The following is a 3,238-nucleotide window of genomic DNA, read 5'->3' as shown; positions in this document are numbered from 1 at the left end:
ATTGCTGCTGCTTCTGTTACTCGTACTACTTCCATCGATAAACTACGTTCCATTGTTGCTTTGCCTCCCGTTATGGGCACCTTTTCGTGCCAAAACATTCAAATTACCTCTATTGTAACATAATTGGTTGAAAACTTTTAGCTCTCATTATTCCTTTGTCTCAGCTACACGTGCCACAATTGTTTCACGTCGAATATCAGCGCCTAAATCACGTAATTTCTCAATAAGTGAGCTATAGCCACGTTCGATATGATAGATGTCCTGAATCTCAGTTTCTCCTTCTGCTAAGAGTCCAGCTAATACTAAAGCTGCTCCAGCACGAAGATCTGTAGCTGTGACAGTTGAGCCATGTAATCTACTCGGCCCTTTAATAATTGCTGTGTTTCCTTCTACACGAGCATCTGCATTCATACGACGAAGCTCATCAATATGCTTGAAACGAGCTGTGTAAATAGTATCTGTTACTTTTGAGGAACCGAATGCTTGTGACATTAACACGGCAAGCGGTTGTTGAATATCCGTTGGGAATCCAGGGTATACCAATGTTTTGACATCCACTGCCTGTAATGTTGAGAGGTCTGTTTTTGGTACATAAATACTTTCTTCACCAATCTCAATTTTCACACCCATTTCACGAAGCTTGGCGATAATTGCTTCTAAGTGCAGTGGAATAACGTTATCGATTGTTATACCATCACCAACTGCTGCAGCCATAATCAAAAATGTAGAGGCCTCAATGCGATCAGGTATAATCGTATGTTCAGTACCATGTAGCTCTTCTACGCCTTCGATACGAATGACACTTGTACCTGCACCTTTAATATTGGCACCCATATTTGTTAGAAGTGTCGCCACATCAATTATCTCAGGTTCTTTTGCAGCATTTTCAATGACAGTACGTCCCTTAGCAAGGACAGCAGCAAGCATGATATTAATCGTAGCCCCAACACTTGCCACATCTAAATAAATTTTTGCCCCTATCAATTCATCTGCACGTAAATAAATGGCTCCGTGTTCATTAGTAATTTTAGCTCCTAAAGCCTCAAAGCCCTTTATATGTTGATCAATAGGTCGAGGTCCTAAAAAACAGCCTCCAGGTAAACCAATAACTGCTTTTTTGAAACGTCCAAGCATAGCCCCCATTAAATAATAAGAAGCACGTAACTTTTTAACGTTGCCGTTTGGTAAGGGCAATGCAATCATCTCTGTTGGATCGATTGTCATTTTCCCATTCTCAAATGAAACTTCTCCACCAATTTCCTCTAATAGAGCCTTTAACGTCCAAGCATCTGAAATTTCGGGTATCCCTCCAATAGTCACTGGAGAGTTCGCCAAAATTGATGCAGGAATTAAGGCGACTGCACTATTTTTTGCACCACTAACTTTAATTGTACCTTGTAGACGATTTTCGCCAGTAATTTTATAAACATCCATTTTGCGTTCTCCCTCATGATTGGAAAGTAGTATTTTTGCAATTTGCACACTTTATAATCTTATTATTCGCCTTTTCTCTTATTCCAATCCGCTAAAAATCCTTCAATTCCTTTTTCAGTTAATGGATGGTGGAAAAGCTGCTTTAATACTTTAAACGGAGTAGTTGAAATATGTGCGCCTGCTAAAGCCGCTGCTGTAACGTGTTGCGGGTGACGAACAGAGGCAGCGATGATTTGTGTATCGATATTATGAATTGTAAAAATATCTGCAATTGTTTCAATTAACTCAACACCATTTTGACCAATGTCATCTAAACGGCCGATAAATGGTGATACGTATGTAGCACCTGCACGCGCAGCCATTAATGCTTGGTTAGCACTAAAAATTAATGTCACGTTTGTTTTAATTCCTTTGTTTGCAAAGAATCGACATGCCTCTAATCCAGCTGGTGTCATAGGAAGCTTTACTGTGATGTTTGGCGCAATCGCAGCTAATTCCAAACCTTCTTTAATCATACCTTCTGCATCAAGTGCAATAACTTCTCCACTTACAGAGCCATCAACGAGCTCAGCGATTTCGCGAAGACGATCATGGAAAGAAACATTCTCTTCTTTAGCCACTAACGATGGGTTTGTCGTCACTCCTGATAAAATACCCCATGCATGTGCCTCTTTAATCTCTTCAAAGTTTGCTGTATCAATGAAAAATTTCATATTATTTCCTCCTGATCATTTTTCTTATATTATTAAATATTTTCCAAAATTTCTTTATTTCAAAAACAAGAGAAGGTCGATTGAAAGCATCAACACTTCTCTTATTATGTGTATTTATCTATGCTTTTGTAACATATTAAATGCAAAAATTATGCTTTTTGTGCACTTCCAAATTCACGAATTTTACCAATAACCGTAGCTTTGATGGCTTCACGTGCTGGACCAAGGAATTTACGTGGGTCGTAAACAACTTTGTCGTTGTCCAGAATTTCACGAATTACTTTTGTTGCTTCAATTTGATTTTCAGTATTGACGTTAATTTTAGCCGTACCTAACGAAATAGAACGTTGGATATCTTTTGTTGGGATACCTGTACCACCATGTAAAACAAGTGGAAGGTCTGCCAATTTAGAGATCTCCTCCATTTCTTTAAAGCCTAAGTTTGGCTCTCCTTTGTAAGGACCGTGTACAGAACCAAGTGCTGGAGCTAAGCAATCGATGTCTGTTAGTTCAACCATTTTGCGGCATTCTTCTGGATCAGCGTAAATAATACCACCGATTACGCCATCTTCATCTCCACCAACTGTCCCTAATTCTGCTTCCACAGAAACGCCTTTAGCATGTGCGTATTCTACTACTTCTGAAGTAATTTTCACATTTTCCTCAAATGGGTGATGTGATGCATCAATCATCACGGAAGTAAAGCCTGCATCAATTGCTTCTTTACATTTTGCAAAGCTAGAACCATGGTCAAGGTGAATTGCTACAGGAACTGTAGTACCGTAAGATTCCATTAAACCTTTTACCATATGAACAACAGAAATAAATCCGCCCATATATTTACCTGCGCCTTCAGAAACACCAAGAATCACTGGAGATTTTTCTTCTTCAGCTGCTTGTAAAATTGCCTGAGTCCATTCAAGGTTATTAATGTTGAATTGACCAACAGCATAACCTTCTGCTTTTGCTTTAATTAACATCTCTTTCATAGATACTAATGCCATACTAAAAATCCTCCTCATAGGACTATTCTTTCTACATAAACATGCTCCTCAATCATAGCAAAAATAATAGCCCCTGAAAAGCAGGGG

At 38.9% G+C, this 3,238-nt stretch carries 3 protein-coding genes; all 3 read right to left on the bottom strand.

The window, feature by feature from the left end; all coding sequences use genetic code 11:
* Window positions 1-147 precede the first annotated feature (147 nt).
* Entirely contained in the window at window positions 148-1,434 is a 1,287-nt protein-coding gene (locus tag B3D98_RS11735) for a UDP-N-acetylglucosamine 1-carboxyvinyltransferase (RefSeq protein ID WP_048395599.1), read from the bottom strand.
* A gap of 62 nt (window positions 1,435-1,496) precedes the next feature.
* Window positions 1,497-2,147, bottom strand: coding sequence for a fructose-6-phosphate aldolase (fsa, locus tag B3D98_RS11730; protein WP_004269447.1), 651 nt, complete (start codon window positions 2,145-2,147; stop codon window positions 1,497-1,499).
* Between the two features lie 149 nt (window positions 2,148-2,296).
* Window positions 2,297-3,151: a class II fructose-bisphosphate aldolase gene (locus B3D98_RS11725; protein WP_004269446.1), complete on the bottom strand. Its 855-nt coding sequence runs from the start codon at window positions 3,149-3,151 to the stop codon at window positions 2,297-2,299.
* Window positions 3,152-3,238: the final 87 nt, after the last annotated feature.

The sequence above is a fragment of the Lysinibacillus sp. UBA5994 genome (assembly GCF_002429725.1).
GTDB classification, from domain to species: domain Bacteria; phylum Bacillota; class Bacilli; order Bacillales_A; family Planococcaceae; genus Lysinibacillus; species Lysinibacillus capsici.
Note: the sequence above shows the minus strand (reverse complement) of the source record. Positions and strands in the feature narration are given on the sequence as shown.

Excerpts from the sequence above, each read along its gene's own strand:
- fsa (WP_004269447.1), bottom strand. The coding sequence starts at position 2,147 with ATGAAATTTTTCATTGATACAGCAAACTTTGAAGAGATTAAAGAGGCA.
- B3D98_RS11725 (WP_004269446.1), bottom strand. The coding sequence starts at position 3,151 with ATGGCATTAGTATCTATGAAAGAGATGTTAATTAAAGCAAAAGCAGAA.
- B3D98_RS11735 (WP_048395599.1), bottom strand. The coding sequence starts at position 1,434 with ATGGATGTTTATAAAATTACTGGCGAAAATCGTCTACAAGGTACAATT.